At 71.9% G+C, this 26591-nt stretch carries 21 protein-coding genes; 11 read left to right on the forward strand and 10 right to left on the reverse strand.

Annotation, left to right across the window (positions count from 1 at the left end; all coding sequences use genetic code 11):
- Nucleotides 1–85 precede the first annotated feature (85 nt).
- The 6 genes from BM290_RS12920 (at nucleotide 86) to BM290_RS12945 (ending at nucleotide 6777) form a co-directional block, all read left to right on the forward strand.
- Entirely contained in the window at nucleotides 86–484 is a 399-nt protein-coding gene (locus tag BM290_RS12920; protein ID WP_093613432.1) for a YybH family protein, read from the forward strand.
- 85 nt (nucleotides 485–569) lie between these two features.
- Complete coding sequence (locus BM290_RS12925) at nucleotides 570–2327, forward strand: fatty acyl-AMP ligase (RefSeq protein WP_093613434.1); 1758 nt, start codon at nucleotides 570–572, stop codon at nucleotides 2325–2327.
- Nucleotides 2324–3289 (forward strand): beta-ketoacyl-ACP synthase 3, encoded by a 966-nt coding sequence (locus BM290_RS12930; protein WP_093613436.1) that lies wholly within the window; start codon nucleotides 2324–2326, stop codon nucleotides 3287–3289. Before BM290_RS12925 ends, BM290_RS12930 begins: the two co-directional genes overlap by 4 nt.
- Nucleotides 3286–4848, forward strand: coding sequence for an acyl-CoA carboxylase subunit beta (locus BM290_RS12935; RefSeq protein WP_093613438.1), 1563 nt, complete (start codon nucleotides 3286–3288; stop codon nucleotides 4846–4848). Before BM290_RS12930 ends, BM290_RS12935 begins: the two co-directional genes overlap by 4 nt.
- Nucleotides 4845–5024, forward strand: coding sequence for an acyl-CoA carboxylase epsilon subunit (locus BM290_RS12940; RefSeq protein WP_093613440.1), 180 nt, complete (start codon nucleotides 4845–4847; stop codon nucleotides 5022–5024). Before BM290_RS12935 ends, BM290_RS12940 begins: the two co-directional genes overlap by 4 nt.
- Nucleotides 5025–5043: 19 nt before the next feature.
- Nucleotides 5044–6777, forward strand: coding sequence for an acetyl/propionyl/methylcrotonyl-CoA carboxylase subunit alpha (locus tag BM290_RS12945; RefSeq protein ID WP_093613747.1), 1734 nt, complete (start codon nucleotides 5044–5046; stop codon nucleotides 6775–6777).
- 121 nt (nucleotides 6778–6898) lie between these two features.
- Here BM290_RS12945 and BM290_RS12950 read toward each other — a convergent pair whose 3' ends face one another.
- Together BM290_RS12950 and BM290_RS12955 are read right to left on the reverse strand one after the other, a co-directional pair.
- A complete protein-coding gene (locus tag BM290_RS12950) occupies nucleotides 6899–8080 on the reverse strand; it encodes an acyl-CoA dehydrogenase family protein (protein ID WP_093613442.1) in 1182 nt (393 codons plus the stop codon).
- 123 nt (nucleotides 8081–8203) lie between these two features.
- Nucleotides 8204–8551, reverse strand: a complete 348-nt coding sequence (locus tag BM290_RS12955; protein ID WP_093613444.1) for a winged helix-turn-helix transcriptional regulator — start codon at nucleotides 8549–8551, stop codon at nucleotides 8204–8206.
- A gap of 363 nt (nucleotides 8552–8914) precedes the next feature.
- Here BM290_RS12955 and BM290_RS12960 point away from each other — a divergent pair, with 363 nt between their 5' ends.
- Together BM290_RS12960 and BM290_RS12965 are read left to right on the forward strand one after the other, a co-directional pair.
- Nucleotides 8915–9805, forward strand: coding sequence for an NAD(P)-dependent oxidoreductase (locus BM290_RS12960; protein ID WP_093613446.1), 891 nt, complete (start codon nucleotides 8915–8917; stop codon nucleotides 9803–9805).
- A 165-nt stretch (nucleotides 9806–9970) separates the two neighbouring features.
- Nucleotides 9971–11227 (forward strand): cytochrome P450 family protein, encoded by a 1257-nt coding sequence (locus BM290_RS12965; protein WP_093613448.1) that lies wholly within the window; start codon nucleotides 9971–9973, stop codon nucleotides 11225–11227.
- 47 nt (nucleotides 11228–11274) lie between these two features.
- Here BM290_RS12965 and BM290_RS12970 read toward each other — a convergent pair whose 3' ends face one another.
- The 3 genes from BM290_RS12970 to BM290_RS12980 form a co-directional block, all read right to left on the reverse strand.
- A complete protein-coding gene (locus BM290_RS12970) occupies nucleotides 11275–12768 on the reverse strand; it encodes an aldehyde dehydrogenase family protein (protein WP_093613450.1) in 1494 nt (497 codons plus the stop codon).
- A 96-nt stretch (nucleotides 12769–12864) separates the two neighbouring features.
- On the reverse strand, nucleotides 12865–14310 hold the full coding sequence (locus BM290_RS12975; protein ID WP_093613452.1) for a flavin monoamine oxidase family protein: 1446 nt from the start codon (nucleotides 14308–14310) through the stop codon (nucleotides 12865–12867).
- 160 nt (nucleotides 14311–14470) lie between these two features.
- Complete coding sequence (locus tag BM290_RS12980; protein ID WP_093613454.1) at nucleotides 14471–15649, reverse strand: acyl-CoA dehydrogenase family protein; 1179 nt, start codon at nucleotides 15647–15649, stop codon at nucleotides 14471–14473.
- A gap of 285 nt (nucleotides 15650–15934) precedes the next feature.
- On the opposite strand from BM290_RS12980, the gene BM290_RS12985 reads away from it, so the two are divergent.
- On the forward strand, nucleotides 15935–17689 hold the full coding sequence (locus tag BM290_RS12985) for a tannase/feruloyl esterase family alpha/beta hydrolase (protein ID WP_177319689.1): 1755 nt from the start codon (nucleotides 15935–15937) through the stop codon (nucleotides 17687–17689).
- On the opposite strand, the gene BM290_RS12990 is transcribed toward BM290_RS12985, so the two are convergent.
- Together BM290_RS12990 and BM290_RS12995 are read right to left on the reverse strand one after the other, a co-directional pair.
- The gene (locus BM290_RS12990; RefSeq protein ID WP_093613458.1) at nucleotides 17686–18093 is read right to left on the reverse strand and encodes a hypothetical protein; all 408 of its coding nucleotides are present in this window, start codon (nucleotides 18091–18093) and stop codon (nucleotides 17686–17688) included. The two genes, BM290_RS12985 and BM290_RS12990, sit on opposite strands and share 4 nt — an antisense overlap.
- 102 nt (nucleotides 18094–18195) lie before the next feature.
- On the reverse strand, nucleotides 18196–21015 hold the full coding sequence (locus BM290_RS12995; protein WP_093613749.1) for a M14 family metallopeptidase: 2820 nt from the start codon (nucleotides 21013–21015) through the stop codon (nucleotides 18196–18198).
- A 121-nt stretch (nucleotides 21016–21136) separates the two neighbouring features.
- Here BM290_RS12995 and BM290_RS13000 point away from each other — a divergent pair, with 121 nt between their 5' ends.
- Together BM290_RS13000 and BM290_RS13005 are read left to right on the forward strand one after the other, a co-directional pair.
- Nucleotides 21137–22702 carry a methyl-accepting chemotaxis protein gene (locus BM290_RS13000; protein ID WP_239144058.1) on the forward strand — a complete coding sequence of 522 codons (1566 nt, stop codon included), beginning with the start codon at nucleotides 21137–21139 and terminating at the stop codon, nucleotides 22700–22702.
- Between the two features lie 73 nt (nucleotides 22703–22775).
- A complete protein-coding gene (locus tag BM290_RS13005) occupies nucleotides 22776–23219 on the forward strand; it encodes a hypothetical protein (RefSeq protein WP_093613462.1) in 444 nt (147 codons plus the stop codon).
- An 18-nt stretch (nucleotides 23220–23237) separates the two neighbouring features.
- Here BM290_RS13005 and BM290_RS13010 read toward each other — a convergent pair whose 3' ends face one another.
- The 3 genes from BM290_RS13010 to BM290_RS13020 form a co-directional block, all read right to left on the reverse strand.
- On the reverse strand, nucleotides 23238–24674 hold the full coding sequence (locus BM290_RS13010) for a nitroreductase family protein (protein ID WP_239144057.1): 1437 nt from the start codon (nucleotides 24672–24674) through the stop codon (nucleotides 23238–23240).
- A 67-nt stretch (nucleotides 24675–24741) separates the two neighbouring features.
- Complete coding sequence (locus BM290_RS13015) at nucleotides 24742–25401, reverse strand: response regulator (protein WP_093613464.1); 660 nt, start codon at nucleotides 25399–25401, stop codon at nucleotides 24742–24744.
- Nucleotides 25398–26546 carry a sensor histidine kinase gene (locus BM290_RS13020; RefSeq protein WP_093613466.1) on the reverse strand — a complete coding sequence of 383 codons (1149 nt, stop codon included), beginning with the start codon at nucleotides 26544–26546 and terminating at the stop codon, nucleotides 25398–25400. Before BM290_RS13020 ends, BM290_RS13015 begins: the two co-directional genes overlap by 4 nt.
- Between the last annotated feature and the right edge of the window lie 45 nt (nucleotides 26547–26591).

The raw sequence follows: 26591 nt of genomic DNA on the forward strand, positions 1-26591 counted from the left end.
GCATGACCGTCGCTCGTGGGGTTCGTGGAACGCTTCGGAAGCGGGCGCCCCGCCCACCGGTCACCGAACAGACAGGAGCACCGGCATGAGCACCATCCAGGATTCGATCATTCCCGACGACCCCCACCTGCAGAATGAACTGTTCGTGCGAATCTTCAATTCCGGCGACGGCGCCCTGTACGACTCGATGTACACGCCGGACGCAATCTCGAACATCTCCGGCACACCGCTGACCGGGGCCCAGCGCACACAGTTCTTCAAGGACTTCCTGGCGACCGGCCCGTCGATCGCGTCGAAGGTCACGCAGAGCTACACGACCAAGGACACGTCCCTGCTGATCGTCGACTACCACCTGGAGATCCCGCAGCCGGACGGCAGCACCGCGAGCGTCCACGGCACCTGTACCGACGTGCTGATCCGCAACTCCGAGGGCCAGTGGCGACTGGCTGTCGACCGCCCGGTCCCCGACGACGCGCACGCCTGAGCCCGCGACGTCCCGGTCCTCGCCCCCGCGCCGGGGACCGGTCCGGCCGGCTCGCTCCCGCGTCACCCTCGCACAAGGAGATCAGATGACGAGCGCCAGGCTCGACCCGCGTGCGGACGAGATCCGTACGCTCCCGGACGCCCTGCGGCTGCGTGGCGAGCGCCAGCCGGACGACGTGGCCTACGTGTTTCTGCGCGACGGTGAGGTGCCCGACGAGAGCCTCACCTACGGCGAGCTGGCCGAGGCGGCGCGACGACGCGCGGCCCGTCTGACCGCCCTCGGGGTGGCCGGGCGCACCGCCGTGCTGCTCTACCCCTCCGGCCTGGAGTTCGTACGCTCCCTGCTGGGCTGCATGACCGCCGGCACGATCGGCGCACCGGTGCAGGTGCCGCGTCGCCGTGACGGACTGGTCCGGATCCGGCGCATCGCCGAGGACGCCGGCGCCACCACGATCCTCACCACCGCCGCCGTCCGCGACGACCTGCAGCGCCGCTTCGGCGACGCCGACGAGCTGGCCGGGCTGGCGCTGCACGCCACCGACGAGCCGGACACCGCGGAACCCGCCGGGACCGAGCCCGCCACCATCCCGGGGCCGGACGACATCGCCCTGCTCCAGTACACCTCAGGTTCCACCGGCGACCCCAAGGGTGTCATGGTCACCCACCGCAACTTCCTGCACAACGCCCGCGAGACCGCCGAGCTGTGGCCGCTCGAACCGGACGCCACAGTGGTCAACTGGCTGCCGCTCTTCCACGACATGGGCATGCTCTTCGGAGTGGTGATGCCCCTGTGGGGCGGCATCCCGTCGTACCTGATGGCGCCGGACTCCTTCATCCGGCGACCGGCCCGCTGGCTGGAGGCGATCGCCCGCTTCGGCGGCACCCACGCCGCCGCCCCGAGCTTCGCCTACGAGCTGTGCGTGCGGGCCGCTGCCGAGGGCCACACCGGTGAGGTGGGCGACCTGTCCCGCTGGCGGGTCGCGGCCAACGGCGCCGAACCGGTGCGCCGCCAGGTGATCACCGACTTCCTGGCGGCGTTCGCCCCGCACGGCTTCGCGCCACGGGCCATGTGCCCCGGTTACGGACTGGCCGAGAACACCCTCAAGGTCACCGGCACCGACGAGCACCGGCCACCGCGGATGGCCTGGCTGGCCGCCGGCCCGCTCGGGGACGGCGTCGCCGAGTTCGCCCCCGGCCCCGGCCCGGACGTCCTGCCCGCGGTCGGCAGCGGCACCACCGTGCCGGGCACCACGGTACGCATCGTCGACCCGGCCACCCGCCGGGAGTGCTCGCCCGGGCACGTCGGCGAGATCTGGGTCGACAGTCCGTGCGTCGCCCGTGGCTACTGGAACCGGCCGGAGCTGTCCGAGGAGATCTTCCGCGCCCGGATCGACGGCTGCGGTGACGTCACCTACCTGCGCACCGGCGACCTGGGGTTCCTGCATGACGGCGACCTGTTCGTCACCGGGCGGCAGAAGGACGTCATCATCCGCAAGGGCCGCAACTTCTACCCGCAGGACATCGAGGAATCCGCCCAGCTCGCCGTCGACGGGCTGCATCCCAACTGCGCGGCGGCGTTCTCGGTCGACGACGGGAGCTCGGAGCGCCTGGTCGTGCTGGTCGAGATCGACGGCCGGGTCGCGCGGACGCCGGGCGTCGACGTCACCTACGACGCGGTGCGCACGGCGATCTGGGAGCGGCACCGGCTGGAGGCCGACGAGATCCTGCTGGTGCGCCGGGGCACGCTGTCGCGGACCTCCAGCGGCAAGGTGCAACGACGGGCCTGCCGCCGGCGCTACGAGACCGGCGCGCTGACCCCGCTGAGCGCGGAGGTCGCCCGATGAGCGTGCACCGCGGCTCGGCGATCCTCGGCGTCGGCGCGTACCGCCCCGCCCGGATCGTCGGCAACGACGAGGTCAGCGGCATGATCGATTCGTCCGACGAGTGGATCCGGCGGCGCTCGGGCATCGTCACCCGCCGCTTCGCGGGGCCGGAGGAGACCGTCGTGACGATGGCGGCCGAGGCCGTGCGCAAGGCCGCGGCCCAGGCCGGAACCGATCCTCGTGACCTCGACGTGGTCCTGCTGGCGACGATGTCGCTGCTGCGCCAGTCACCGCCCGGCGCACCTCAGGTGGCCGAGCTGATCGGCGCCCGCCCGGCTGCCGGGATGGACCTGAACGCGGCCTGTTCCGGCTTCAGCTACGCGCTCGCGGTCGCCGACGGCCTGGTGCGTGCCGGCGCCCGCCGGGTCGCGGTGATCGGCTCGGAACGGATGAGCGACCTGATCGACAGCACTGACCGCAGCACCGCCTTCCTGTTCGGCGACGGAGCCGGCGCGGTCGTGGTCGGGGCCGCCGACACCCCGGGCATCGGCCCGGTCGTCTGGGGCAGCGACGGCAGCCGCCACCACCTCATCGCGCACGACCACGCCTGGGGGGCCGGCGACACGCACCCCTACATGCGGATGGCCGGGCCCGAGGTGTTCCGCTGGGCGACCGAGGCGGTTCCGGACATCTCCCGGCGTGCCCTGGCCGCGGCCCGGACGGAACCGCACGAACTCGCCGCGTTCATCCCGCACCAGGCGAACCTGCGCATCGTCGAAGCCGCCGCCCGCTCGCTGGCGCTGCCCGCGCACACCGCGGTGGCCCGCGACGTCGTGCACTCCGGCAACACCTCGGCCGCTTCGATCCCGCTGGCCATGGAGGCGCTGCTGGCCCGGGGCGAGGCCGGCTCCGGGGGCCGGGCGCTCCTGGCCGGGTTCGGCGCCGGGCTCACCTACGCCGCTCAGGTGGTGACGCTGCCGTGAGCCTGACCACCGCGGAACAACTGGCGGAACTGCAGCGCCGGCGCGAGCAGGCCAGAGCGCCGTACGATCCGCGCGCCGTCCAGCGGCAACGCGACAAGGGCAAGCTGACCGCCCGGGAACGCATCGAGGCGCTGCTCGACCCGGACTCGTTCGTCGAGCTGGACGCCCTGGCCCGGCACCGCTGCCACAACTTCGGCATGGAGCGGGAGCGACCGTACGGCGACGGCGTCGTCACCGGCTACGGCACCGTCGACGGCCGGCCGGTGTGCGTCTTCGCCCAGGACTTCACCGTCTTCGGCGGCAGTCTCGGCGAGGTGTACGGCGAGAAGATCATCAAGGTGATGGACCTGGCTCTGCGTACCGGCACCCCGATCATCGGCATCAACGACTCCGGCGGCGCGCGCATCCAGGAGGGTGTGGTTTCCCTGGCCTACTACGCCGAGCTGGTCCGACGGCACGTCGAGGCGTCCGGCGTGATCCCCCAGATCTCCATCATGGTCGGCCCGTGCGCGGGCGGCGCCGTCTACGCCCCGGCGATCACCGACCTCGTGGTCATGGTCGACCGGATCGCGCACATGTTCGTCACCGGCCCCGAGGTGCTGCGCGCGGTCACCGGCCGCGACGTCGACCGCGAGGAGCTCGGTGGCGCGGCCAGCCACAACACCGTCTCCGGCAACGCCCACTATCTGGCCGCCGACGAGAAGGACGCCTTCGACTACGTCCGTACGGTGCTTGCGCATCTACCGTCGAACAACATGTCCGATCCACCGGTGCTGCCCGTCGCGCAGACCGCCCGCGACCCGGAACTCGACCGGGCACTGGACGAGATCGTCCCGGACGACCGGAACCGGCCGTACGACATGACCACGGTGATCGAGACGGTGCTCGACGACGGCGCCCTCCTCGAGGTCCAGCCGCTCTTCGCCGGCAACATGATCTGCGGCTTCGGCCGGATCGAGGGCCACAGCGTGGGCGTCGTCGCGAACCAGCCCCTGCGCCTGGCGGGCGCGCTGGACATCGACGCGGCCGAGAAGGCGGCCCGGTTCATCCGGCTCTGCGACGCGTTCCACCTGCCCGTGGTGACCTTCGTCGACGTACCGGGCTTCCTGCCCAGCCCGGAGCAGGAACGCGGCGGCATCATCCGGCGCGGCGCGAAACTCATCTACGCATACGCCGAGGCCACCGTGCCCATGGTCACCGTGGTCACCCGCAAGGCCTACGGCGGCGGCTACGGCGTGATGGGGTCCAAACACCTGGGCACCGACGTCACCCTCGCCTGGCCCACCGCCGAGATCGCGGTCATGGGTGGCGACGGCGCGATCAGTGTGCTGTACCGGCGCGCTCTCCAGGACGCCGCCGACCCGGCCGCCGAGCGTGCCCGGCTGCGGGAGGAGTACGAACGCACGTTGTGCAACCCGTACCTGGCGGCTGAGCGCGGCTATGTGGACGAGGTCATCCTGCCCAGCGAGACCCGCTCCCGCGTCGCCGGCGCGCTGCGGGCGCTGCGCGACAAACGGGTGACCCGTGCGCCGCGCAAGCACGGGAACATTCCACTGTGATCGCCACGCCGCCCGACCCCGACGAGGTCGCCGCCGCGCTCGCCGTCCTCTGCCTGCTGTCCGCCTCCGCGCCGCCCGTGCCACCGCCCGCCCGGCGGCGCCGGATCGGCACGTCACATCGGCCGGCCGTGGTGACCCGCGGTCCCGGAGCCTGGCGCCACAGCGCCTGGACCTGATCCGTACGGGGAGATGAAGATGTTCAAGGTTCTGATCGCCAACCGGGGCGAGATCGCCGTCCGGGTCGCCCGCGCCTGCCGGGACGCGGGGCTGGCCAGCGTCGCCGTCTACGCCGAACCGGACCGCGACGCCCCCCATGTGCAGCTCGCCGACGAGGCCTTCGCGATCGGCGGCCGGACACCGGCCGACAGCTACCTGGACGCCGGGCGGCTGCTCGCCGTGGCGGACGCGGCCGGCGCCGACGCGGTGCATCCCGGGTACGGCTTCCTCTCCGAGAACGCCGACTTCGCCCAGGCGGTCATCGACTCCGGGAGAACCTGGATCGGCCCACCGCCGGCGGCGATCCGGGCGCTCGGCGACAAGGTCCGGGCCCGTGCCATCGCCCGGCGGGTCGGAGCGCCCCTGGCGGCCGGCACCGACGGCCCGGTCACCGGGGCCGACGAGGTGGTCCGGTTCGCGCGCGAGCACGGGCTGCCGATCGCCATCAAGGCCGTGCACGGCGGTGGGGGCCGCGGCCTCAAGGTGGCCCGGGCCGAGAGCGAGATCCCGGACCTGTACGCCTCGGCAGTCCGTGAGGCGACAGCGGCGTTCGGCCGCGGCGAATGCTTCGTCGAGCGTTATCTGGAACGCCCCCGGCACGTCGAGACCCAGTGCCTGGCCGACTCGCACGGCTCGGTGGTGGTGGTCTCCACCCGCGACTGCACGCTGCAGCGCCGCCATCAGAAGCTGGTCGAGGAGGCGCCCGCGCCATTCTTGACCGCAGCACAGGACGCCGAGCTGCGCCGGGCCTCCAAGGCGATCCTCGCCGAGGCCGGTTATGTCGGCGCGGGCACCTGCGAGTTCCTGATCGCCGCCGACGGCACCATCGCCTTCCTCGAGGTCAACACCCGTCTGCAGGTCGAGCACCCGGTCACCGAGGAGGTCACCGGCATCGACCTGGTCCAGGAGATGTTCCGGCTCGCGGCCGGGGAGGCGCTCGGCTACGACGACCCACCGGTCCGCGGCCACGCCGTGGAGTTCCGGATCAACGCGGAGGACCCCGGCCGCGGCTTCCTGCCCGCGCCCGGCATCCTGACCAGGTTCGATCCGCCGGCCGGCCCCGGCGTGCGCGTCGACGCCGGCGTCCGCTCCGGCGCCGTGATCGGACCGGCCTGGGACTCCATGCTGGCCAAGCTGGTGGTGGTCGGCGCCACCCGGGAGCAGGCGCTGCGCCGCGCCCGGCGGGCCCTGCACGAGTTCACCGTCGACGGCACCCCGACCGTGCTGCCGTTCCACCGCTCGATCGTCGAGGACCCGGCCTTCACCGCCGAGCCGTTCGCGGTGCACACCGCCTGGATCGAGCAGGAGTTCGCCGGCCGCCTGCAGCCGCAGGCGGCCCCCGGCGACGCGAGCACCCCGGAGCCGCCGCGTCACACCGTGGTGGTCGAGGTCAACGGCCGCCGCATGGAGGTCTCCGTGCCTGCCGGGCTGACCACGTCCGCCCCGCCGCCGCCCTCGGTGGCGCGTGCCCGCCGCGCGCCGCGCGCCACCCCGTCCGGCGCCGGCCTGGTCAACCCCATGCAGGGCACCGTGGTCAAGGTGGCCGTCAGCGAGGGCGACCACGTCGAGCAGGGGCAGCTGATCGCGGTCCTGGAGGCGATGAAGATGGAGCAGCCGCTCACCGCTCACCGCGCCGGCGTCGTCAAGGACCTCCGGATCGCCGTCGACGACGCCGTCCCGGCCGGCACGGTGATCTGCGAGATCCGCGACTGACCGCCCTGTCCTTCCCCCGCCGCGCCCGGTCATCGACCAGGCGCGGCGTCGTGTCCGCGCCACGACATGACAGCGCCGCGACGATCCGGGGGATCGTCGCGGCGCGAGCCGGCGGGAGGGATCAGAGCAGCGCCGTCTGCGGGTCCTTGCCCAGCAGGAGCCGGCCGTACAGCTCCAGGTTGGTGTTGAGCACGATCCAGCCGTGCAGCGACAGTCCCTGGATGTCCCGGTGGAACCGCTGCAGCGGAACCGACCGCTTGATCACCGACGCGCCGCTGGCGCTGTACAGGATCTCCACGGCCTCCTTGCAGAGCTGGACGGCGTACGCGCTGTGCCCGCGGACCGCGCCACGCTCTTCCAGCGTCAGTTCCTCGTAGGCGTCGGCACGGGTCTGGAGCAGCTCGTACATCTGCTCGGAGAGCGCCTCGGCCGCTGCGATCCGGCTGGCCGCGGCACCGATCTGGATCTGGGTCACCGGGTGCTCCGCCTGATCGTCCCAGGCGGTGTAGCTGATGCCTCGCCCGGGCAGCCGTTCGAGGAACATCTCGAGGGCTCCCCGGGCGATGCCGACGAAGGTGGCGACCGCCTGCGAGAACAGGAAGCTGTACAGGCCGTATCCGCGGCCGGGCGGCGGAGGCGGCAGCTCGATCCCCGCCGCGATCGCGGCCTCCGCCTCGGCGGGGATCACGACGCGGTGCGCCGGGACGTGGACGTCCCGCGCGTGGGTGGTGCAACTGCCGGTCGCGGCCAGCGACGACGCGTTCCAGTCGTCGTCGACGGTGAACTGGTCGATCGGAACCAGCACCACCGCCTCGTCCACGCTGCCGTCCGGACGTTCGACGTTGGCGAGCATCATGTTCCAGTCGGCGCCGCGGCAGCCGGAGTTGAAGCCCCAGGTCCCGTTGAGGGTGTAACCGTCACCGGCCGGCACCAGCGTGCCGGTCGGGCTGAATCCGCCGGAGATGCGCACCGACGGATTCTTGAATACCTCGGACTGCAGCTCCTCGGGGAACAGGCTGACCATCCATGCGCTGGACACCCAGACCATCGACACCCAACTGCTGGACGGGCATCCCCGGGCGATCTCGGCGAGCACCGCGGACTGCTCCCGCAGGGAGAGGTCCAGCCCGCCGAAGGCGCGCGGGGTCGCCATCCGGAACACCCCGGCCGCCTCCAGCAGGTCCAGGTTGGCCACCGGCAGCCATCGCTGGTCCTCGGCCTGCTGGCCGTTCGCCCGCAGAGCGGGAACGATGTCCTTGACGGCGGACAGCAACGACGACGCCTCGCTGCCGATCTTCGTCATACAAGCTCCTCGGATCAAGGTCGCTGTCGTCCCGTGGCAGGAGACGGCGGCTCAGGTCAGCGGCATGGCGCTGATGACGAGGAAAGACTCGCAGGACGCTCTCCCTGGCCGGTAATCGATCGTTCACCCGTTCTCCGGAATGGGGACCGCCCGCTCCGGCAGGTATTCCCGGCCCCACGCGCCGAGCGGCTTCAGCGCGTCATTGAGGGCGATGCCGCGCGTGGTCAGCGCATATTCCACCCGCATCGTCGACCCGTCGAATGCGCGGCGGCTGACGATGCCGTCGGCCTCCAGCTCGCGCAGATGCTGGATCAGCACTTTCTCACTCACGCCGGGAATGAGCCTGCGCAGTTCACCGAAGCGTCTCGGCTCGCCGCTGAGAGCCCAGAGGATGACCACCTTCCACTTCCCGCTGATGATCTCGACCGCGGCATCGAGACCACAGTGGGTGGGCCTTACCCTGACGCTCATCGCACCACCTTACGTATCGAGGACCGTCACGCAACGCGTTCGTTCGACCGGGGCAGTGTAACGCTTGTCGGACTTCGCCCGGTGCCGCGCACCCCGGCGGAGGACACGCACCGGCCCCCGCAGCGCCCCGCCCGGCCCCCGCGGACCGATGGTTACCGCTCGATGAGTCATATGTGAACAACGGTGGCTACCCTATTCCGGCGCTCATTTCTCGACAATTTCCGGGAGCCCGGACGACCGCTCACCTTGCAGTAAGTACTTGATCGCCGACGACGTGCCCACCTAGCCTGGGATGGCGTTTTCGAGGACCGTGGCCGCGTCTGCCGGTTTCGAGACGAGCACGCTTTCTGCAGAATCGAGAGGATGGCCCTGGTGGCTGAGGAAAATCGCGTACCCGTTACCGTGATCGGCCTGGGAATGATGGGATCCGCCCTGGCCTCCGCATATCTCAAGGCCGGTCACCCCACCACCGTCTGGAACCGCTCGGCGGACAAGGCCGCCGCCCTCGCCGGGCAGGGTGCGATCCAGGCCGGTGACATCAAGGACGCCGTCGCGGCCAGCGACGTGCTCGTCGTCTGCGTGGTCGACTACACCGCGCTGCGCACGATCCTGGAGCCGGTGCAGAGCAGCCTCGCCGGCAAGGTGATCGTCAACCTGACCTCCGGCCTGCCGGCCGACGCCCGTACCACGGCGGAGTGGGCGAAATCGGTCGGCGCGCGCTACCTCGACGGCTACATCATGACCGTCCCGCCCGCTGTCGGCCTGCCCCAGACGCTGCTGTTCTACGGCGGCTCGCAGGAGGTCTTCACCGAGTTCGAGCCGACGCTCAAGGTGCTCGGCGGCAACAGCATCTTCCTGGGCGAGGACCCCGGTGTCGCCGCGCTGTACGACCTGTCGCTGCTCGGCATCCTATGGTCGTCGCTCTCCAGCGCCCTGCACGGTTTCGCCCTGCTCGCCAGTGAGGGGATCCCGGCCGCCGCGCTGGCGCCCTTCATCGAGAGCTGGATCACGCACGTGGTCCAGCCCAGCATCGCCGGCGCCGCGCAGCAGGTCGACGCCAAGCAGTATGCGACCTCCATCTCGACCGTCGGCCTGAACGCCACCGGCCTGGTGAAGATGGTCGAGGCCAGCGAGGGACAGGGCATCCGGCCCGACCTCATGGTGCCGATCCGCGACCTGCTGGCGGAACGCGCCGCGAGCGGGCACGGCGACGAGGCGCTGGCCAGCCTGATCGAGGTCATCAAGAAGGGCTGAACCACATCTCCCCCGGTGAGGCCCGGACCGCCGTGACGGCGGTCCGGGCCTTTCAGCTGTGCCGGAGGCCGGGCACTGCGACGAAGACCGATCGATGAGTACGCGCTTACACCGGCTTCCTAGGGTCCTCATCGTTGCCGAATCCATCGCCGGGGAAGGACCACCATGTACGACGAGAAGTGTCCGTATTCCATCGATCCTGCCGGACGTGACATCCACGGTGAGGCCGCGAAGTTGCGTGCCCGGGGGCCGGCCACCCAGGTCGAGCTCCCCGGTGGCGTGGTGGTGTGGACCGTGACCGACACCGCTCTGATCAAGCGCCTGCTCACCGATCCACGAGTCTCCCGCGACACCTACCAGCACTGGCCCGCGTGGGAGAACGGGGAGAGCGAGCTCGCCCGGACGTGGCCGCTCGCCATGTGGGTCGCCGACCGCAACATGATCACCGCGTACGGCGCCGAGCACAGTCGCCTGCGCCGTCTGGTCGCGAAGGCCTTCACCACCCGCCGTACCAACGCGCTGCAGCCCCGGATCGAGGCGATCGTCGCGAGTCTGCTCGACCAGATCGCCGACCTGGCCGCGGACGGGCCGGTCGATCTGCGGGCCACCTTCGCGTACGGCCTGCCGACCCAGGTCATCTCGGAGATGCTCGGGGTGCCCGACGACATCCGTGACGAGCTGCTCGGGATCATCGGCGCGTGGATGACCGGGGAGATGTCCGAGGAGGAGGCCGCCACCCTCGAGGAACGGGTCTACACCCTGCTGGCGCGTCTGGTCGGCCACAAACGCGACCACCCCGGCGACGACGTGATCAGCGCGCTGATCGCCGCCCGTGACGACGAGGACGGGCCGGGCCTCACCGAGCGGGAGCTGGTGGACACCGTCCTGCTCACCTTCACCGCCGGGCACGAGACCACCGCCAACCTGCTCGACCAGGCGATCTACGCCCTGCTGACCCACCCCGCCCAGCTGGCCATGGTGCGTGACGGCCGGGCCTCGTGGAGCGACGTCATCGAGGAGACGATCCGCTCGGAGGCGCCCTTCGCCAACCTGCCGATGCGCTACGCGGTGGAGGACATCGAGATCGACGACGAGATCACCATCGCCAAGGGCGAGCCCATCATGATCTCGTTCGCCGCGGCCGGGCGGGATCCCGCCGTGCACGGACCGGACGCGGACACCTTTGACATCACCCGGCCGACCCGGGGCGACCACATCGGTTTCGGTCACGGCGTGCACTACTGCATCGGTGCTCCGCTGGCCCGGCTGGAGGCCCGCATCGCCCTGCCCGCGCTCTTCGAGCGGTTCGACGCCATGGAGCTGGCCGTGCCGGCGGACCGGATCGTGCCGCTGACGTCGTTCGTCTCCAACGGCCACCAGGAACTGCCGGTCCTGCTCAGGTCCGGACGCACGGCGAGCTGAGCAGCACGGCCCCCGGAGCACGCTCGGCGCTCCGGGGGCCGGCCCGGTCAGGCGTCGCCGTAGGCGGTCCAGACGGTCTTGATCTCCAGGTAGGCGTCGAGGTTCGCGCGGCCCATCTCGCGGCCGATCCCCGAATGGCGTACGCCACCCCACGGCGCCGCCGGATCCCCCGACGCCCAGCAGTTGATGTAGAACATGCCGCACCGCAGGCGCTCGGCCAACTGGTGCGCCCGGCTGAGGCTGGTCGTCCACACGCCCGCGGCCAGCCCGTACGCGCTGTCGTTCGCCATCCGGACCGCGTCCTCGACATCGTCGAACGGCGTGACCACGAGCACCGGCCCGAAGATCTCCTCACGCACGATCCGCATGTCCGCTGTCACACCGGTGAAGATCATCGGCCGCACGTAGTAGCCATCCACCGGCTCGGCGGGCGGCACCTCGCCCACGGCCAGCCGGGCGCCGGCCGCCAGCCCGCCGACGACGTACTCGCGTACCCGGTGGTACTGCTCGGCGGAGACCAGCGGGCCGTACCCGGTCGAGCGATCCAGCGCCGGGCCGACGACCGCGTCGCGGGCGGCTGCCGCCAGGCCGTCGACGACCTTGTCGTGCAGACTCCGGTGCACGTACAGGCGGGAGCCCGCCACACAGCTCTGCCCGCTGTTGAAGAACACGCCGTCGAACGTTCCGGCGATCGCGGCCTCCAGGTCCGCGTCGTCCAGGATCAGGTTCGGGCTCTTGCCGCCGAGCTCCAGGGTCACCCGCTTGAGGTCGCCACCCGCTCGTGCGGCGATCTCCCGGCCGGCCCGGGTCGAGCCGGTGAATGCGATCTTGGCGACGTCCGGGTGGGCCACCAGCGCGGCTCCGGTCCGATCGTCGCCCGGCAGCACGTTGACCACACCGGGCGGGAAGCCCGCCTCGACGGTCAGTTCGGCGAGCCGCAGCGCGGTCAACGGCGTCTGCGCGGCCGGTTTGAGGACGACGGTGCAGCCGGCGGCGAGCGCGGGAGCGAGTTTCCAGGCGGCCATCATCAACGGGAAGTTCCACGGGATGATCTGGGCGCAGACGCCGGCCGGCTCGAGGCGGGTGTAGCACAGCGTGCCCGGGGTCATCACCGGGATGGTGGCGCCCTCCAGCTTGGAGGGCCATCCGCTGTAGTAGCGGAAGTGCTCGATCGTGGCCGGAACGTCCATGTACTCGTTGATCGTCACCGGCTTGCCGGCGTTGATCGCCTCCAGTTCGGCCAGCTCCGCCGCGTTCCGCTCGATGAGGTCGGCGAGCGAGGCCAGCAGGAGGCCGCGGGCCGCCGCGGGCATCCGCCCCCACTCGCCGGCGAGTGCGGCACGGGCCGCGCGGACAGCCGCGTCGACGTCCGCCTCACCGGCGTGGGCGACCTCGGTCAGCGCCGCGCCGGTCGACGGATCGATCAAGGGCAGCGACCGGCCCTCGGCGGCGGGAACGAACCGGCCGCCGATGAACAGCTGATGCGTACGTCCGAGGAAGGTCCGGGCCGGCTCGCCGAGCCGTGCGGTCGGGGACTCCATGGCAAAACGCTCCTTCTCTCTCCACGAGGACAGACGGCGCCGGCCGGCCACCGACCGTGTCGGTGACCGGCCGGCGGGTCACGAGGGCACTACCGGTCAGCCGACGAGGACCGGGTCGCCGGCCGAACTCATGGCGAGAACCTGCCGCGCGGCGGTCTTGCCCGACTCGACGGCGCCGTCGATGTAGCCGCTCCAGCCGCTGGCGATGTCACTTCCGGCGAAGGCCAGCCGCCCCACCGGCTGCTGGATCGTCCGGTACGGTCCGGTCAGCATGCCGGGCTGACGACACGACCACCCACCGAGCGAGTACCGGTCGGCGCCCCAGTTCTGCGCGGTGGTCGCGAGCACCTGGATCCCCGGTGAGAGCTGACTGAGCAGGCCCTGCATCTGTGCCACGCTGGTGCCGGTGACCTGTGGGTCCGTGCTGAAGCAGAAGATGATCCGGGTGCCGTCCGCCAGGGTGCTGTGCGGGACGGTGGTGGAGATCGGGAAACCCTCCGGCGGGTGCGCCACGAACGCGCCGGCGGCGCCGCCACGCACGTGCATGAAGATCTTCTTGCTGTTGGGCACCCCGATACCGGCCCGCGACACGGCGCCGAACTCGGCCGGCAGACCGGGCAGGAACTTGATCGTCTTCCACAGGTTGACCGGCACCGCCACGACCACGCGCGGCGCGACGTACACCGCTCCGGTGGTGGTGAGGACCGTGACCGTCTTGCCGGCCGTGGTCACCGCCGCGACCGGGCTGTTCAGCCTCACCTGCGCCTGCGAGTCGGCGAGGATCGCATTGAGCAGGGCCGCCGTCCCGCCCTGAACCCCGTAGGTGTTGATGCTGACGTAGCCCTCGTAGGTGCCGCCGGACAGCGCCCACGACTGGGCGAGCATGGTGTACGCCCCGCGGGCGCTGGTGCCGCCGGAGAGTCCCGCGGTGGTCCCGTTGATCCAGGCCTCGTCGGCAGGGGCGTAGGCGAGCTGATTGAGCCGGTCGCGCATGGAGAGCTGGTCGAAGGCCTGCAGACCGGTGCCGGAGAACGGGTCGAACGGGTTGGGGAACAGGGCCGCGGATCCGTCGAAGAACGGCGTGAACAGCTGTGCGAGCCGGGTGGACGCGGCGCCCGGCGACAGGATGGTGAAGCCGCTGCCGCTCGGCATGACGAACGAGTCGAGTCCGCCACCGCTGGTCGTGGCGATGCCGTAGCGCTGCGCCTCGGCCCAGACGTTCGGCTGCTTGGGGTCGATCGCCTCGCCGCCCAGCTCGATCGGCTCGCCGGCGAAGGTGGTGCTCCAGGTACGGCCACCGAGACGGCCCCGCGCCTCGAGAATGATCGACGACAGGCCGGCCTTCTTGAGCTCGCGAGCCGCCGTGACACCGGCGAACCCACCGCCGATGACGATGACGTCGGCCGTGTTGCGCGTCGCCGCGGCGCCTGCGCGGCCCGCTCCGGCGAGGGTGGCGGAAGCGCCGAGGAAGGCCGCCCCCGCGGCTTTCAGCAGAGTGCGGCGGCTGGTCGCCGGCGCGGCTGGGTTCGGATGATCGTGCACAGTGTTCTCCCCCGCAACAGGTCGTTCATCGCAGACCCGCCCGGCGCGTTCGCGTCGGGCGGGTCTGCGATGGGTGTGAAAAGATCGGGCCGTCCGCGATCGCGGCGACCGGCGGCCGGTCCGGCTTCGCGGCCGGCCGTGGACTCAGAGGTGGGTGGACTCAGAGGTAGAGCGTGTCCGGGTCGAGGCCGAGAAGCATCCGGCCTTGCAGCTCCAGGTTGGTGTTGGGCGTCATCATCCCGTGGCGCGACAGCCCCTCCATGTCGCGGTAGAACCGCTGGAAGGCCTGGTGGCGCGAGAGCGCCGACGCGCCGCTGACCTCGTGCAGGTCCTCGACCGCCTGCTTGAGCAGCTTCAGCGCGAAGCCACCCTGTCCCCGTACGGTCACGCTGTCCTCGACCGTCGGGTGCTCCCCGGCGTCGGCGCGGTCCTGCAGCCGGGCGACGAACCCACCGGCCAGCGCCTCCGCCGCCGCGATCGCCCCGGCCGCGCTCGCCACCTTCAACTGCACCAGCGGGTGCTCACGGGCATCCGTCCAGTTCGTGTAGGCGATGGGCTTGCCGGGCAGACGCTCGGTGAAGGTGTCGTAGGCGCCTTTCGCGACGCCCAGGTACACCGCGATCGACATGGCGGCCACGTAGGTGATCAGCCCGTAGTTGCGCCCGGCCACCCCGGCGTTGGCCCGGTCGCCGGTGGTGCCGGTGACCAGTGCCTCGGCGCCGGCGACGAACCTCGCCGGCACGAAGACGTTCTCCGCCGAGGTGGTGAAACTGCCGGTGCCCGCGGCGGCCGAGACGTGCCAGTCGTCGGCGATCGTGAACTCGCTCATCGGGACCAGCGCGTACAGCGGCTCCACCTCACCGTCGGGCAGTTCCCGCAGCCCGGCGACGAAATTCCAGTCGGCGCCCCGGCACCCGGTGTTGAAACCCCAGCTCCCGTTGAGGAGGAAGCCTCCGTCAGCCGGCGTGAACATCGCCGTCGGCGTCAGGCCGCCGGAGATCCGCACGCTGCCGCCGGCGTAGATCTCCTTCTGCACCTCGTCCGGATAGAGCGACGCGACCCACGCGCCCTCCATCCAGGCCGCCGCCACCCATCCGGTCGACGCACAGCCCTGCGAGATCACCGCGGCGACCGCGAACTGCTCCGCCAGCGACGACTCGAGCCCGCCGAACCGCTTCGGCACCCCGGTACGGAAGACACCAGCCTTCTCCAGCAGCGCGATGTTCTCGTCACCGATCCATCGATTGTCCTCGGCGGCCACGCCGTTCTCGCGCAGCACCGGAATGAGACCACGGACCGCTTCCAGCACGGCCGCCGACTCGGCGTCGAACTTCGTCATGTTTGTTCCCCGGCTTCCTGTGGATCGCCCCGGACGCAGTGAAGTTTGAGGACGCCCGGTCATCCGGCGGCAACCGCCGCATCGGGCAGGCGCGATTACCAGCCAATGACCAACGGATTCCCGCTGCCCGCACGCCTCGATTCACAACGTATCGATGTTCGTTAATCGAATGCTCATCGCCGCCTCTCACTGACCGATGTGGACAGCGCGGTATTGACACCGATGGCGCCCTCATACTTAGCTTTTCCTGCGATGACGGGTACGCCGCGAACCGGAGGAACACGCATGCGCGCACGTGCTCGGTATCGGACACCCGGACGCGCCACCCGCACCGCCGGAATTTGTGCGCTGACAGTGGCCCTGGCTGTTCTCGTCGTGGCCGGCGGCGCTCAGGCCGCTCCCCCGACGGCCGCGGCCGGGCAGATCACCGCGGCGGACGGGCCCGCCGTGGTGCTGCCGAGGATCGACTGCGCGGCCCTCGCCGGCCAGGATCTGTCGGGCACCCCCGACGCCCCGGCGGTCATCGGGTCCGCGACCGAGACGACCTCGCCGAGCGGCTGGCCGGCCTGCGAGGTCAAGGGCACCGTGGCGCCGCAGATCCAGTTCGACGTGCTCCTGCCGACCGAGACGTGGCGGCAACGGTATCTGCAGACCGGGTGCAGTGCGTTCTGCGGCAGTGTCGACTTCTTCGCCGACGCGGCGGACGGGTGCGTGCCGCTGGACCGCGGCGACTTCGCCGTGGCCACCAACAACCAGGGGCACGTCGGCGTCTCCGGCTTCGACGCCACCTTCGGCGCGGACCCGCAGCTGCGCGTCGACTTCGGTTACCGGGCCGACCACGTCGTCGCGCTCGTCGCCAAGCGGCTCATCACGCTCTACTACGGACAGGGTCCGCGCTGGTCCTATTTCGACGGCTGCTCGCAGGGCGGCCATGAGGGGCTGACCGAGGCGCAGCGTTACCCGCACGACTTCGACGGCATCATCGCGGGTGCCCCGGCGTCGCTGTTCACGTCGCTGATCGTGTGGTCGACGGGCTGGCACGCCACGGCGAACACCGACGCGCAGGGCCGGCCGATCCTGACCGCCGCCAAGCTTCCCGCGCTGCACGCCGCCGTCCTGCGCGAGTGCGACGCCCGTGACGGGCTGGCCGACGGCCAGATCGACGACCCGCGGGCCTGCCGGTTCGATCCGGGGAGGCTGCGCTGCCCGGCGGGCGCCGACACCCCGGACTGCCTCACCGACGCGCAGGTCGAGGCCGTGCGCAAGCTGTACGACGGGCCACGCGACGAACGCGGCCGGCTGATGTATCCGGGCGGTGAGCCGGTGGGCTCGGAGGCGAACTGGGCCCGCTGGGTCACCCCGACCACCGGCGGCGCCCCGGCCGTGGCGGAGGGCAACGCCACGAACGCGCTGAGGTACCTGGTCTTCCCGTCCGTCCGGCCGACGATGACCCTGCGCGACCTGCGCTACGACTCGGCGACGTTCCGCGAGGTCGACAAGCAGGCCGGCATCTACGACGCCGTCAACCCCGACCTCACCGCCTTCCGCGCGGCCGGCGGGAAGCTCCTGCTCTGGCACGGGTGGGCAGATCAAGCGATTTCGCCGTACGGGACGATCGCCTACTACCACGCCGTCACCCAGCGCATGGGCGGGACGGACGCGACCCGGCGGTTCGCGCGCCTGTTCCTGCTGCCTGGTGTCGGCCACTGCGGCGGCGGCGAGGGGCCGGACGCGTTCGACGCGCTGACCCCGGCCGTCGACTGGGTGGAGAAGGGTGTCGCGCCCGACCGGCTGGTCGCCACCAAGCGCCAGGACGACGACACCGTCGTACGGACCCGGCCGGTCCACCCCTATCCGGCCGTGGCCCGTTACGACGGGAGCGGCAGCACCGACGAAGCAGCGAACTTCGTACCGGCGCCGCCGCCCGTGCGCTATCGCGACGACATCGCCTGGCTCGGGTCGTTCCGCTCCGGGTACGAGCAGACCTGCGGCTGGCGCGACGGCCGCTGGGTCTGCGCCCCGGCGCCCAGGCCCCGTTAGAAGCAGTTCTCCAGGTGCGGGCGGACGGCCGCCGGGACGACGTCGTCGCAGTAGCCGGACGTGCCGCCGTTGACCGCCTGCCACGTGCCGCCGGTGTACTTGAAGACCACCTGGGCGTCGTCGGCCTCCTTCGGGTGGGTCCGGCCGAGCGCGTACCCCTGGTAGCAGGTGATGTCGGTCAGCGTCTCGGTCGGCGCGAGGTCGTCGGCGATCCTGCTGGAGCGCAGTGCCTTGAGCAGCGTCGCCTCCGACGGCGTGCACCCGTCGGAGGCCGGCTTCGCCGAGGAGGCCGCCTCGGTGGAGGGGGCCGGCTTCACCGGCGACGCAGCGGTGGCGCCGGCGGGCGCGGGGCTGCCGGTCGTCGCTCCCCGGTGGCGCCGGTGGAGGTCGGGGTGGTCGAGCACGGCATCGTGTGATGCGCCGGATGAGCATCATCCTGCTCACCCGCCGCATCCGGTGAATCACGAAATCATGCCGACGCCGGTACGGTTTCCCGGCGCGCCGGGCTACCGCAGGGCGCGGGTGAGCAGTGCCGTTCGCTGGGCCGGCGGCAGGGACTCCAGGCCGAACCCGAGGATCGTCCCGTATCTGGTGGTCAGGGCTGCGTGCGAATGGCGTACGGCCGCCGACTGCGCCCAGCCGGTCGTGGCGGCGGGGCTGCCCGGTGGCGGGCCGGTGGCGGTGAAGGGGTCGAGGCCGGTCTCGAAGCCGGTCGCGGCGCCCGGTGTCCCGCCGACCTCCAGCCGTGCGTCGTCGACGTAGACGCCCGTGCCGTACAGGGTGACCGCACTGACGTACGTGATGCTCAGCTCCACCGTGCCGCCCGCGTAGCGGGAGAGGTCCACCGCCGTCCGCTGCCAGCCGCCGCTCTCGCCGGTCTGCCCGGCCCACGTCCCGGTGGTCCCCTCCGGGGTGCAGTCGTCGCCCTCCGGGGTCGCGGTCAGGTAGTGCGTCAGGAACGGGTGCTCGGCGAGCAGGGTGGCGCATCCGGGTGGCGTGTCGGAGCTGGTGGCGCCGAGCAGGTCCGGCAGGGTGGTCCAGTCGTCGCGGCCGGGAGTGTGGGCCTCGACCGTCGTCGCGTAGTGGCCGAGGGCGTCCTTGGCCAGGGCGAACGTCAGTTTCGGCTGCTGGGCCGCGGTCACGGCGGTCAGGTCGACGGTACGGGTGAGGCGCGCGTACCGGTGGTCGGGCGTGCGGACGGCGGCCATGCCGGAGCCGGCGAACGGTTCGAGCCGGCCGGTGAGACCGGCGTACGTGCCGGCGGGCCGGGCCGCGAACTGCGGGTACCGGTCGGCCGGCAGCGTGTCGCTGAGGCTGTCGAACAGCGCCGACGTGGCCGGCGGGCCGGTGAACGTGCCGCTGACGCCGGCCAGCTCACCGGTGCCGCGGAAGGCGGTGGCGCCGGTGCCGGCGAACGAGTTCTCCACGCCCAGCCAGTACCGGACGAACCCCACGGCGTCACCGTCGGCCGCGGTGGGGCCGGCCTTGACCACGGTGCCGCCCTCGTTGGCGAAGTCCCGGACCGCCAGCGTCGTCGCGGACTCGGACACGGCGTCCCCCACCTCCCACACGACGTTCCGGTAGTGGCCGAGCACGCCGAGCGGATCCGGGGCGCCCTGCACGGCGACGTCCCACACGGTGGCCCCACGGTGGCCGGCCGCGGCGAGAGCGCCGACGTAGACCGACGCCCGGGAAGCCGGCGCGCCCTCGTCGGCGAGGACCAGGGTGCCGGTGGCGGGCGCGGCGGTCACCCGGAACGTGAAACGGTCGCTGGACTGGCCGGACGCGGTGAACCACACCTCGACCCGGTCGCCCGGCCGTGCGCCGGTGACCTGTCCGCGGTACTCGTCGTAGTAGAGGTTGTCGGTGCCGCCGTAGACACGGCCGCCGGTCCAGGCGGTGGTGCGGGCCGTCCGTACCCCGCCGCCGTTGATCCTGAAGGTGACCGTGGGTGTGCCCAGGCTCTTGCGGGACACCACCGACACCGTCTGCGGCCCGGTCCCGGCGGCCGAGGTGGTGAACCGGTGCGGGGTGAAGGCGGGCGCCGTCAGGTGCAGCACCGACGCGGGCCGCGCCGGATCGGCCGCGGACGCCGCCACCGACAGGGCGAACGGCAGGTTCCGCTGATACTCCGCCTCGATGAGCCGCTCGTCGTCGGGGAACTCGAACTCGCTGGGGCAGTCGTCCGGCGACCACGCGTCGGCCGGGTCGCTGTCGGCGGCCGTGTAACAGCTCGCCATCTCGTCGATGACCATCGGCACCCGGTTGACGTTGACGGCGTGCCCGGCCGAGTCGCCGTTGGACGCCCCGAACAGCGACAGCGGGGTCGCGGTGCTGCCCGGCACCGCCGACGCGGACCCGTCACCGGTCAGAGCCCGGTACATCACGTCGTCGGGCGCCCCGGTGGTGCTCTGCCAGCCGACGCCGTACATCAGCGTCTCCGCGGAGGAGTGGAAGTTGACCGACTGGCGCGGCTTGACCCGGCGCTGGAACGCGCTCAGCGCCACCGTCTCGGGCTCGGAGTCCGGGCCGGGACCGCGGTAGGTCTCGGCGGCCGGGTCGGGTGACGAGCCCTCGTCGTCCCAGCCCCAGCGGTAGCCGAAGTTGCGGTTCAGGTCGACGCCGTCGCCGGTCCCGAGGACGCCGTCACCGTTGTTGTCGCGCAGGTTCTTGCGCCACAGCCGCGCGCCCGGCTCGCCGCTGAACGTGTGCTCGTAGCCGTCCGGGTTGGCCACCGGCAGGAACCAGATCTCGGTGCCGTCGACCAGCGCGGTCGTCGCGGCGTCCGAACCGTGGCCGGTCACGAACCGGTGCATGAGCCGGCGCACCATCTCCACGGTGATCCACTCGCGGGCGTGCTGGGCGCCGAGATACACCGTGGCGGGGCGGGCGCCGTCCGGGGTCGTGGCTGCGGCGCGGGTCACCTTCAGCGCGAGGATGTCGCGCCCCTGCACGGTACGCCCGATCGACTCCACCTTCGCGATGTCCGGATGCTCGGCGGCGGCCCGGCGCATCTCGGCGGTGATGTCGCCGTACCGGCGGAACACGCCGTGCCCGGCCGGCGCGGCCGGTGGCCTTCGCTCGGTGAGCCGCACCCCGCCGGCCCGCACCCGCGCCGCCTGCGACGGCGTCAGCACCAGCTCCCGTGTCGTCTCGGCGGCGTCGACGCCGACATCGGCCAGGACCGGCGTCTGCCCCGGTGACACCACCGCCTGCCAGACCTTGAGGGTGTCGGCGGGCTGAGGGCGGGGTACGGCGGTCGCGCCTCCGCTGAGGGGCAGCAGGGCGGCTGCCGCCGCCGTGAGGATCCGTGGGATCTCGAGCATGGCCGTGACCATACGGACGAGTTGTAAGCGAATTATCAGGATTTCCGGGAACCACGGGATCTTGAGGAAGTTGAGGTACGGATCACTAAGCCGCACCGTCACGCCGACGATGGTCGGCACCATGGTGATATCGATAGTCGGCCGGCTGGTGATGCTGGGCGCCGCGGGCCTGGCCGCGGTGGCCCTGGTGACCGGTTTCGCGGTGCACAACTCGAACGGGCAGAGCTCCGCCAACGACGAGATCACGCGGATCAGCGGGGCCATGAGCAATCAGTGGAACGCCGACATGATGCACGACGCGCTGCGCGCCGACGTGATGTCGGCGATGTACGCCACCACACCGGCCCAGCGCGACGAGTTCGGCGTGGCCGAGGTGACCGAGCACGGGCGCACGATGCTGGAGAAGTTCGACGCGGCGGCCGCGCTGGCGCCGGAGTCGCTGCGCTCCGCGTTCGCGGCGGTCCGGCCCGACATCATCGCCTACGGCGAACTGGCCGCCGACACGGTGAAGCTGGCCGGCGCCGACCGTGCCGCCGCCGAGCGGTCGCTGGCCGACTTCCTGGCCGCGTTCTCCGCCCTGGAGGAGAGTCTCGGCGGCCTGGACGACGCGATGGTGACCGCGGTGACCGCGGCCGTCGTGGCCGGCAAGGCCTCCGGCGAGTCCAGCTCGACGGTCATCACCTGGGCCGCGGCCATCGCCACCCTGCTGACGCTGCTGGTGTGCGGCCAGACGATCCGGGTGATCCGGCAGCCGCTGCGGGCGATGGGTGAGACCCTGCGCGGCCTGGCGGGGCGCGACCTGACGGTACAGGCGCCCACCTTCAAGAAGGACGAGTTCGGGCAGATGTCCGAGGCCCTGAACGAGGCGGTCGCGTCGCTGCGCGAGACGGTGGCGGCGACCGCGGACCGGGCGGGCACGCTGAGCACCGCGAGCGGGGAGCTCCAGCAACTCGCCGGGGAACTGGACGGGTCGGCGGAGCGGACGTCCACACAGGCCCGTCACGCCGACACCTCGGCCGAGGAGGTCTCCGGCTCGGTGACCGACATCATGTCCGCGACCGAGGAGCTAGCCGCGTCGATCCGGGAGATCGCCCAGCAGACCCTCACGGCGGCGTCGACCACGAGCGAGGCCACCACGAGCGCCCACCGCACCGCGGAGGCCGTGGCCAGGCTGAGCGAGGCCAGCCGGGAGGTCGGCGACATCGTCAAGCTGATCACGAACATCGCCGAGCAGACCAACCTGCTGGCGCTCAACGCGACCATCGAGGCGGCCCGCGCCGGCGAGATGGGCAAGGGCTTCGCCGTGGTGGCGACCGAGGTCAAGGACCTGGCGCGAGAGACGGCCCAGGCGACCGGGGACATCACCGCGAAGATCCACGCGATCCAGGAGATGACCACGAGCACGGCACAGGCGATCGGCGTGATCACCGAGGTGATCGGCCGGATCGACGAGAGCCAGAGCACCATCGCCGCGGCGGTCGAGGAGCAGTCCGCGACCACCGACCTGCTCGCCCGCAACGTGGGCGCGATCCAGTCCGCGGCCTCTACCATCAGCGGCACGGTCTCGCACATCACCTCGTCGAGCGCCGCCACCGCCGAGGGCGCGAACACCACCCGGCGGTCGGCCACGCTGGTGAGCACCGCGGCCGAGGAGATCCGCGAGATGATCGACCAGTTCCGGTACTGAGCGGGCCCTCCTCGATGGACACAGTACGATCGGGCGTCCGCCGGATCCGACACGACCTCGAGGAACCCGCACGATGCCCGGTTCGGGAAGCACACGGACGATCCTCGTCGCGACGCTGATGCTGCTGGCCGGTTGCGCCTCCTCGGGTGCGGCCGGCAGCGCCGACCTCGCCGGCACGGTGACGGTCGACGGTTTCCGGAAGGTGGACGAGTACCGCAAGGCCGACACCACCACGTACTACTTCGTCGGGCCGGCCGGGACGGACCTGCGGACGGCGGTGTCCGCCCGTGACTGGGCACCGAAGCCCGCGCCCAGCGTCCCCGCCGAGAACCCCTATCTGTGGGTGCTGACGAGCTCCGCCGACATCGACGGTTACTCCTGCTCGGTGGTGGTCCGGCGGCTACTCCCGAAATTCTCCCGGCTGGCGACCGGGCTGAGCGCGGACGAGACGAGAGACCTGGCGGCCGGCAAGCTCGACTACGTCGACGTGAGCTCCGTCTGCACGAAGCTCCCCTGACTCTCGTGGACGGGGATCTCAGTCCCGGTGCCGCATCAGGCGGACGTCGGCGGGGGCGCCCGGGAGGCCGCCCGGTGTGGAGCGGTAATCGGGGACGCCGACGCAGGTGAAGATCATCGCGTCGAGCGGGGCGCCGACGAGTGCGGGGATCTCGCTGTCCAGGAAGGTCATGCCGGTGGCGCTCGCGCCCATCGCATACGCCAGCAGGTGCAGGCGGCCCTCGACCAGGCCGGCGGCCAGCTGGGCGGCACGGTACCCGCGGTCGGTCAGGCTCGCCACGTCGGCCGCGGTGATCACGACGAAGGCGGCGTCCCGGCTCAGGCCCTGGTCCAGGGTCACCCGGTACAGCTCCTCGCGCCGGCTGCCCGCGTGCACCGGGGTGTCGAGGTCGGGCCACCGGTAGACGCCCGGCGGCACCCCGTCGACGTCGTGGACCGCCACGAACTGGGGCAGGTCGATGCCGCGTACGGCCACCCGCAGGCCGGTGGTGAGAACCTCGCCCGGTACGCCGCGGGTCGGGTCCATCCGTCGTTGTGAGCCGCGGGTGAGCACGACCGTCTCGACCGGGCCGGCCGTGGTGCCCGGCGCGTCGACCGGCTCACCGGCGGGCCACGGGGCGCCCAGCACCTGACCGTCACCGGCCCGCTGCGCCGCCGTGACCAGCGGGAACTCCAGCGGATGCGGGTCGACCTCACCGCTTGCCGCGGCACCGGCCGGGGTCAGCGCGGGCTCCCGCGAGTCCAGGCCGACGACGGCGACGGGCCATTCGTGGACGCCGTCCGCACCGACCAGCTCGGTGACAACCCGGTCGGGGAAGGTGGTCCACAGCCGGGCCGGGATCCCCGCCGACCAGGCCAGCGCCAGCGTCTGGGCCAGCATGGTGCCCGCGTCCCAGTAGACGTGCCGGTAGCCGCGCTCGCGATAGCGCCAGCCGGTCCGCCACGGGACGCCGGTGACCACGATCGCCGCGCCACCGCCGGACGGCGCGGGCGCGACCCGGACCAGGGCGTGTCCGGCCGGGTCGTACCAGTGCACGCCGGCCGGGAGCCCCCGGTGCCCGTCCGGGACGAGCACGTACAGCTCGAGCGGGAAACGGCCACCGGCCGAACCGGCCGCGCGGAACAGGTGGGTGATCCCGTTGGGGCGCGTGGAGGTACGCACGACGCCCGCCGACAGGTGCAGCAGCCGGGCCAGGTGCGGCAGGTCGACATCCGCGGCCGCGACCCGGGCGGCGCCGGCCAGCACGTCGACGGTCGACGCCCCGGTGGACGGCAGGTCACGGGGCAGTTCGACGCGCGGCAGATCGTCGCCGTAACGCTTGTGGAACAGCGGGAAACGGTCGAAGTCGTTCGGTTTCAGGTCGAGGACCAGGCGTGGATCGGAGATGACGTCGTCCCACTCGCGTCCCGGCTCGTAGGAGGTCAGCCTGTGCAGGATCTGCGTCACGGTCTCCACCGCCCCCACAGTAGGCCCATCACGGCCGCGCGGCGGCGATCGGGGTCGGACGGCTCCGAGGGACGCGTTACGGGCGGACCAGTCCGCTCCGGTACGCCATCATCACCAGCTGGGCGCGGTCGCGGGCGCCCAGCTTCGTCATCGCCCGGTTGACGTGGGTCTTGACGGTCAACGGCGACACGTACAGCCGGCCGGCGACCTCGTCGTTGGACAGGCCCTGCGCCACCAGCGTGAGGATCTCCCGTTCCCGGCCGGTGAGCTGCTCCAGCGCCACCGGGGCGGGCCGGGCCGGCGCCGGCTGGTCGAGGAACTGGGTGATCAGGGCCTGGGTGGCGTTCGGCGACAGCAGTGCCTCGCCGCGCGCCACGGTCCGGATGCCGTCCAGCAGGTCGGCGGGTTCGACCCCCTTGCTGAGGAAGCCGCTCGCCCCGGCCCGCAGCGCCCGGAGCACGTTCTCGTCGATCTCGAACGTGGTCAGGACCAGCACACGTACCCCGGTCAGCTCCTCGTCCGTGGTGATCAACCGGGTCGCCTCGATGCCGTCCAGCTCCGGCATGCGGATGTCCATCAGGACCACGTCGGCGCGGGTCGCCCGCGCCAGGGCGACCGCTTCGGCGCCGGTGGTGGCCGTGCCGACCACCGTCAGGTCGTCGGCCGAGTCGATCAGCACCCGGAACCCGGCGAGGATCAGTTTCTGGTCGTCGGCCAGCAGCACCCGGATCGTCACGCCGGGTCGCCCGGAACGGGGAGCAGCGCATGCACCACGAAGCGGCCGTCAGCGAATCCGGCGGAGAGCCGGCCGCCCAGCGCCACCGCCCGTTCCCGCATGCCGGCCAGGCCGTATCCGTCACCGGACGGCCCGCCGGTGGCCCGGTTGCCGACGGTGATCTCGAGCGTGTCGGCCGTGAATCGCAGGCGCAGCGCGGCACGGCCGTCCGGCGCATACTTGTGCGCGTTGGTCAGCGACTCCTGGACGATGCGGTACGCCGCCAGGTCCACCGCCGCCGGCAGCGCCCTCGCCCGGCCGTCCCGCACGTGCTCCACCCGTAGTCCCGCCCCGGCCAGCTGATCGATCAGCTCGGGCAGGTGCTCCAGTCCGCGGACCGGCTCCTCGGCCGTACCGTCCGGAAGCCGCGGGTCCCGCAGCACGCCGAGCACTGTGGACAGCTCGGTGAGCACGGTCCGGCTCGCCCGCCGCACGTGTGCCAGCGACTCCTCGGCCTGGTCCGGCCGGCTGCGCAGCACGTGCGCGGCGACACCGGCCTGCACATTGATCATCGCTATATTGTGCGCGACCACATCATGCAGCTCGCGGGCGATCCGCAGACGCTCCTCGATCACCCGCCGCCGGCTCTCCTGCTCCCTGTCGAGTTCGGTCCGGCGGTCTCGCTCCCGCACCTCGGCGAGATACGCCCGGCGGGTGCGGATCACGTCGCCGACGGCCACGACCAGCCCGGCCGAGGCGACGATCGCCACCGCCTCGGGGCCGGCGGTGGAACCGGCGGCGAGAGCGACGGCGCCTCCGGCCACCAGCCCGGACGGCCAGGCGACCGCCCGCCGGCACCGGGTCGCCACCGTGTACAAGCAGAGCAGGCAGGCGAGCGCGGCGGCCGGCAGCGACCGCGGCACGGCCGTGGTGAGAAGCGTCAGCACCACCGACGCCCCGAACACCGGCAGCGGCCGACGCCTGCGGAACGTGACCAGCGCCAGCGCGCACACCGCCACGGCGGCCTCCCGCCAGTCCTGGCGGGGCTGCGGGTGACCCCCACCGGCATCGGCCACGGCGACGACGAACGGCGCCCCGAACAGCACGACCCCCACGGCGGCGTCCAGCAGCTGCGGACGCCAGCTGTCCCAGCGGGAGAGATGCATGCGAGGACTGTACGGCCGGCGGGCCCGGCATCCGCCTCGTCCTGC

It is taken from the genome of Actinoplanes philippinensis (assembly GCF_900113015.1).
GTDB lineage: Bacteria > Actinomycetota > Actinomycetes > Mycobacteriales > Micromonosporaceae > Actinoplanes > Actinoplanes philippinensis.

Bases quoted from the DNA above. Each gene is read 5' to 3' on its own strand.
- BM290_RS13020 (WP_093613466.1), bottom strand. From the start codon at position 26,546: ATGCATCTCTCCCGCTGGGACAGCTGGCGTCCGCAGCTGCTGGACGCC.
- BM290_RS12925 (WP_093613434.1), top strand. From the start codon at position 570: ATGACGAGCGCCAGGCTCGACCCGCGTGCGGACGAGATCCGTACGCTC.
- BM290_RS12950 (WP_093613442.1), bottom strand. From the start codon at position 8,080: ATGACGAAGATCGGCAGCGAGGCGTCGTCGTTGCTGTCCGCCGTCAAG.
- BM290_RS12995 (WP_093613749.1), bottom strand. From the start codon at position 21,015: ATGCTCGAGATCCCACGGATCCTCACGGCGGCGGCAGCCGCCCTGCTG.
- BM290_RS13000 (WP_239144058.1), top strand. From the start codon at position 21,137: ATGGTGATATCGATAGTCGGCCGGCTGGTGATGCTGGGCGCCGCGGGC.
- BM290_RS12965 (WP_093613448.1), top strand. From the start codon at position 9,971: ATGTACGACGAGAAGTGTCCGTATTCCATCGATCCTGCCGGACGTGAC.
- BM290_RS12955 (WP_093613444.1), bottom strand. From the start codon at position 8,551: ATGAGCGTCAGGGTAAGGCCCACCCACTGTGGTCTCGATGCCGCGGTC.
- BM290_RS12945 (WP_093613747.1), top strand. From the start codon at position 5,044: ATGTTCAAGGTTCTGATCGCCAACCGGGGCGAGATCGCCGTCCGGGTC.
- BM290_RS12960 (WP_093613446.1), top strand. From the start codon at position 8,915: ATGGCCCTGGTGGCTGAGGAAAATCGCGTACCCGTTACCGTGATCGGC.
- BM290_RS12980 (WP_093613454.1), bottom strand. From the start codon at position 15,649: ATGACGAAGTTCGACGCCGAGTCGGCGGCCGTGCTGGAAGCGGTCCGT.
- BM290_RS12985 (WP_177319689.1), top strand. From the start codon at position 15,935: ATGCGCGCACGTGCTCGGTATCGGACACCCGGACGCGCCACCCGCACC.
- BM290_RS12970 (WP_093613450.1), bottom strand. From the start codon at position 12,768: ATGGAGTCCCCGACCGCACGGCTCGGCGAGCCGGCCCGGACCTTCCTC.
- BM290_RS12930 (WP_093613436.1), top strand. From the start codon at position 2,324: ATGAGCGTGCACCGCGGCTCGGCGATCCTCGGCGTCGGCGCGTACCGC.
- BM290_RS12920 (WP_093613432.1), top strand. From the start codon at position 86: ATGAGCACCATCCAGGATTCGATCATTCCCGACGACCCCCACCTGCAG.
- BM290_RS13005 (WP_093613462.1), top strand. From the start codon at position 22,776: ATGCCCGGTTCGGGAAGCACACGGACGATCCTCGTCGCGACGCTGATG.